A 5,207-nucleotide genomic window follows, 5' to 3' on the forward strand; every position below is an offset into this window, starting at 1 on the left:
GGGCGGGGGGGGCCGCTTGGACGCCAGTGTCCTCCAGGTCCAGGCTGTCGCGCAGGTCCGCGAGCGGATCCACCTCTTCCGGAGGTGACGGCATGGGCATCCGCAGGTTACCGCCCGGCGGCGCTGCCTGCCAGGGACGCGTGACGAGAGAGGTCGGTTCCGCCTTCCGGACACAGGGAGGCGGCAAGGACCCCTCGACGTGAGGGCCCCTGGGCGTTAGCCAGTGGGGGAAACATCACACCTCGCCTTGCCCTCCAGGGGGGCGAGTGCCAGCTTCGGACGCTCCTATATGGCCATCCGCTACGCGCTACCCAACGGGCTCACCGTCGTCTTCGACGAAAACCACGCCGCCAAGGTCGCGGCATTCCAGGTCTGGGTCAAGGTCGGCAGCGCCGACGAGCGCCCCGACCAGGCGGGCCTGGCCCACCTGCACGAGCACATGCTGTTCAAGGGCACCGAGCGACGCGGCCCCGGCGAAATCGCCCGGGACGTGGAGGCCCATGGCGGCGAAATCAACGCCTGGACGTCCTACGACCAGACGGTCTACCACATCGTCATCGCCAGCCAGTTCGCCAAGACGGGCCTGGACATCCTCGGGGACGCGGTGCGCCGCTCCGCCTTCGACGCCGACGAGCTGGCGCGCGAAATCGAGGTGGTGTGCGAGGAAATCAAGCGCAGCCAGGACACGCCCTCCCGGCGCGCGTCTCGCGACTTGTTCTCCACCGTGTTCCAGACGCATCCGTACCGGCTCCCCGTCCTGGGCACGGCGGAGAGCGTGCGCAGCTTCACGCGGGAGAAGGTGCTCGAGTTCTACCACCGCTACTACACGCCCCAGAACCTGGTGCTCGCCGTCTCGGGAGACTTGAGCGAGGCGGAGCTGCGCGGGTGGGTGGACGAGATTTTCGGCGGGGACTGGGGCCGTCCGTACGAGGGCGCCGCGAAGCGCCCCCAGGAGCCCGCGCCCACCGGCCGCCGCGTGCTCTTGCGCCCGGACGAGGTGAAGGAGGCCTGGCTGCACCTGGCCTTCCCCATCCCCCAGGCCTCGCACCCGGACACGCCCGCGCTGGACGTGCTGGCGATGATTGTGGGCCAGGGTGACGCCTCCCGCCTGACGCGCGAGGTGAAGCGCAAGCACAACCTGGTCAACGACATCCACGCGTTCTCCTACACGCCGCAGGACCCGGGCCTGTTCTCGATGTCGATGACGCTGCAGCCGGGGAATCTGGAGAAGGCGCTGGAGGAGTCCTCGAAGGCGCTGGCCACGCTGCGCGTGACGCCGGTGTCCGCGGACGAGCTGTCCACGGCGAAGGCGCTCTTGGAGGCGGAGGCCGTCTACCAGCGCGAGACGGTGCAGGGCATCGCCCGGAAGATGGGCTTCTACCAGTCCGGCATGGGCAGCCTGGAGGCGGAGGCGCGCTACTACGAGGGCATCCGTTCGCTCACGCCGGAGCAGTTGCGCGCGGCGGCGGAGAAGTACCTGCGCTTCGACCGCGCCACCATCACCGGGCTGTTGCCGCACGGCACGAGCTTCACGGAGGAGCAGGTCCACGCGGTGTTGGACCGGGTGGAGCGCGGGCCCGTCGCCGCGCCTCCGGAGCGCAAGGCGAACAAGGTCTCCGTGGGTGAGCCTTCGCTGCGGCTGGGCGCCAAGACGAAGGGTCCCAGCGAAATCATCACGGAGAAGCTGCCCTCGGGCGCCACCATCATGGTGCGCGTGGAGCCCGCGGTGCCGCTGTTCGCGATGCGCGCGGCCTTCATGGGCGGCCTGCGCTACGAGACGTCCGCCGACAACGGCCTCACCACACTGCTGGCGCGCAGCCTCACGCGAGGCACGCCGACGCGGGACGCCGAGGAGATTTCGCAGCTCGTCGACATCTACGCCGGCAGCATGGGAGGAATGAGCGGACGCAACTCGGTGAACCTGCGGGGTGAGTTCCTCTCGCGTCACTTCGAGTCGGCGTTCCGGCTGTTCGCGGACACGCTGTCCAACCCCTCGTTCCCCGAGGTGGAGGTGGCCCGCGAGCGCGCGCTGATGCTCCAGGACATCCTCACCCGGGAGGACAAGCCGTCCGGTCTCGCGTTCGATTTGTTCAACCGGACGTTGTTCAAGACGCATCCGTACCGGCTGCCGACGCTCGGGGAGAAGGAGTCGGTGGAAGCCCTGGGGCCCGAGGCGCTGCTCGCCTACCACGCGCGCTACATGGACCCGTCGCAGCTCACACTGACCGTGGTGGGTGACGTGAAGGTGGACGAGGTGCTCGCGCTGGCGCGGGAGTACTTCGGTACTTCGCGAGGCAAGGCCGCCGCCGCGCCGAAGGTGCTCCCCGAGGCTCCGCCGGAGGCCGCGCGCCAGGAGAAGCGCGTGCTGGCCAAGGCGCAGTCGCACCTGGTGATGGGCTTCCGGGGGCTGCGCATCAACGACCCGGAGCGCCACGCGTTGGAGGCGCTGTCCGGCGTGCTGTCCGGTCAGGGCGGGCGGCTCTTCGTGGAGCTGCGGGACAAGCGCTCCATGGCGTACAGCGTGAGCAGCTTCGGCGTGGAGGGCATCGAGCCGGGCTACTTCGCGGTGTACATGGGCACGAGTCCGGAGAAGGTGGACGCGGCGCTGGAGGGGATTCGCGCGGAGCTCAAGCGCATCCGCGACGAGCCCATCCCCGCGGAGGAGCTGGCGCGGGCGAAGCAGAACCTCATCGGCACGCACGAAATCGCGCTCCAGCGAAACGGCGCGCGCGCGGGGATGATGGCCATGGACACCCTCTATGGGCTGAACCTGGACAACTTCCTGCACTACGCGAAGCACATCGACGCGGTGACGTCGGAGCAGGTCGTCGAGGTGGCGCGCCAGGTCATCGACTTCGACAAGAGCGTGCTCACCGTCGTCGGGCCGTGAGGTGAGAGGGATTGGCGGGCGCCGATAGGAAGGCGCTCGCCGTTCTTCCACCCTTCGGGCAGCATTGCCGCCAAGAGGTGGTGGCTTTGCGCCAGCCTCGCTCCAGGCGGGTGCGTGCATGAGCAGCCTCAATGCGAATGAGATGAACACGGCGCTGGCGCAGCGCCTGTTGGCCATCTTCGAGCGAAACCGGGACCGGAAGTACGCGGCGGCCACGGAGGCGAAGAAGAAGAAGCCGAAGCCGGCGGAAGAGTCCGCGGACGACGCCGACCATGTCGATGGCAACGCGCTGCCGCGTGGGGTGCTCGGCAAGGACAGCTCGTATGCGCAGAATGGCTCGGACTACATCGCGTCGTTGGACGGGCGCGACGTGTACCGCGTCTTCGACCACTCGTACCTGGATGAAATCCGGGACCTGGTGCGCCAGACGGCGGAGTTCCCGGGAGGACCGCCGGAGAACTTCAATCCGAGGGCGAAGGACAAGGAGAAGAAGCCCGCGCTCCAGAAGTACCCGTACGCCTGGGAGGCCCACCACATCCTCCCGGGCTCGGCGTTCTACTACGAACTGAAGGACGGGCCCGCCTTCACGTACAAGCAACTCCGACTGATTCTCCAGTCCGAGTACAACCTGAACCATGGCCACAACATCATCATGTTGCCGGACCAGGCGTGGGCCGTGCCAATCCATGCGCTCCTGCAACACCCCGGCGACCATCCCCTCTATACGCAGCAGGTGATGGAAGAGATGAAGGCCATTTCCAGAAAGCTTCAGAAGGAGATCGATGCTCACAAAGACCACAGTGCACTGGCCACCAGGATCTTCGAACATCTGAAAAATCTCGAAGAAAAATACTGGGACGTGCTCGTGGAGTTGAGTCGAGCCGTGGTCGAATCGGTCACCAAAGGAAAACAATACGTGCACGAATTCGTGCGCTATGCCCCCAAGGATACGAAGGCCAAGAGTCGCTATGACTGGGGCTCTCTCTACTGAGGAATGACTTCAAGCCATGAATTTCTTCGTCTTCAAGATTCGCAGCATCGAGGGTGGATATATCGACGAGTATCCACGCAACAGCCCGACTGACTGGAAGTTCGATGAAGGCATCTGCCTGGCCAAGAGCTTTCCGATGGGAGGGGAGGTTTCGTTCTCAGACAACCATCCTGACAGCCGAAACCTGTACGACTTCCAACCCAATCTGATGAGGGCCCAGTTGGTTTCGGGTCGGGCACGCAAGCTCATCGAGTCGCTGGGACTCACCAACGCCGAGTGGCTTCCCGTGGTGGTCAAGGACCACCAGGGCAACGTCGTTGGCCCTGACTATGCCTTTCTCAACCTGCTCGGCGCCGAAGATGCCATCGACCTGGAGCGCTCGGTCTACAAGATGGACCCTCTCGAGGAAGATCAAATCGGTCGCATCAAGAAACTGGCCCTCAAGCCAGCCTCCATCAGTCCTGAGGCCAAGATGTTCCGCTGCACCATGGAGCGACGCCTCATCATCATCCGTGAGGACGTCCATGCCGCCTTCGTCGAGGCGGGACTGACTGGCTTCAAGGTCTACAACGCCGAAGGCTGGAACGGCCTGGAACTCTGACCGGTGAGCCTCACGATAGACGTCGAGTCAGAGCTCGGTACCTGACGGTGGCGTGGGCGGAGTCGGCGGTGACGGACTCACCTCCGGCGCCATGCCCCCCACCAGCGCGGAGTCGATGGCCTCCATCAACGGACCCGCGGGCGCTCCCGGCAGCGTCGTGCAGGCCCGGACCAACTCCCTCTTGGTCCGCAGCCGGTTCGGATGCGTCTTGGCCTCACGGGCCAGGGCGTCCGGGTCCACCGGCGCCGCCAGCAACTGGGCACAGGTCCGGAAGGTCTCCATCCGCGAGAGGTCCTCGTCCTGGAGCAGCACCGGAGCCCCGTCCAACAGCAACCCCTTGAAGCTCAGGGTCCTCGCCTCCTCGGCGCTCAGCACCAGCGTCCCATTCACCGTGGCGCGCGGCTCGGGCGGAGGGCCATTGCCGCCCGCCAGCTCCACCACTCCGTCCGCGGGCTGTGGCTGACAAGGCACCTCACGCAGGGCCAGCATCTCATCCGCCTTGCGCGTCTCCTTCGTCTCGCCGCCCCGGTGGAGTTGCACGATGCCCGCCACCAGCGCGGGCAAACCCACCGACAGCAGCACCACACCCCACGTCGTCGCCACCTTCCGACTGGAGGCGCCGTAGTGGCCCTCGCGGTCGATGCCATCGCGGTCCGGCGAGTTGGAGAAGAGCGTGCGCCCCAGCACCAGGAAACCGCCCACCGCCGTGAGAACGCCCCCCGAGC

The 5,207-nt window shown here is 66.4% G+C and carries 3 protein-coding genes and 1 pseudogene; 3 read left to right on the forward strand and 1 reads right to left on the reverse strand.

What is annotated here, in order from left to right; all coding sequences use genetic code 11:
* Positions 1 to 289: 289 nt before the first annotated feature.
* From HUW62_RS45655 to HUW62_RS45665, 3 genes are all read left to right on the forward strand, one after another.
* The gene (locus HUW62_RS45655) at positions 290 to 2,890 is read left to right on the forward strand and encodes a pitrilysin family protein (protein ID WP_163866349.1); all 2,601 of its coding nucleotides are present in this window, start codon (positions 290 to 292) and stop codon (positions 2,888 to 2,890) included.
* A gap of 118 nt (positions 2,891 to 3,008) precedes the next feature.
* A complete protein-coding gene (locus HUW62_RS45660; protein WP_176438014.1) occupies positions 3,009 to 3,881 on the forward strand; it encodes an AHH domain-containing protein in 873 nt (290 codons plus the stop codon).
* Positions 3,882 to 3,897: 16 nt separating this feature from the next.
* A complete protein-coding gene (locus HUW62_RS45665) occupies positions 3,898 to 4,482 on the forward strand; it encodes a DUF1629 domain-containing protein (RefSeq protein ID WP_176438015.1) in 585 nt (194 codons plus the stop codon).
* Positions 4,483 to 4,509: 27 nt separating this feature from the next.
* On the opposite strand, the pseudogene HUW62_RS45670 reads toward HUW62_RS45665, so the two are convergent.
* Positions 4,510 to 5,207, reverse strand: a pseudogene (locus HUW62_RS45670) (hypothetical protein); the annotation flags it as partial.

It is taken from the genome of Myxococcus sp. AM011 (assembly GCF_013372595.1).
Lineage (GTDB): Bacteria > Myxococcota > Myxococcia > Myxococcales > Myxococcaceae > Myxococcus > Myxococcus eversor.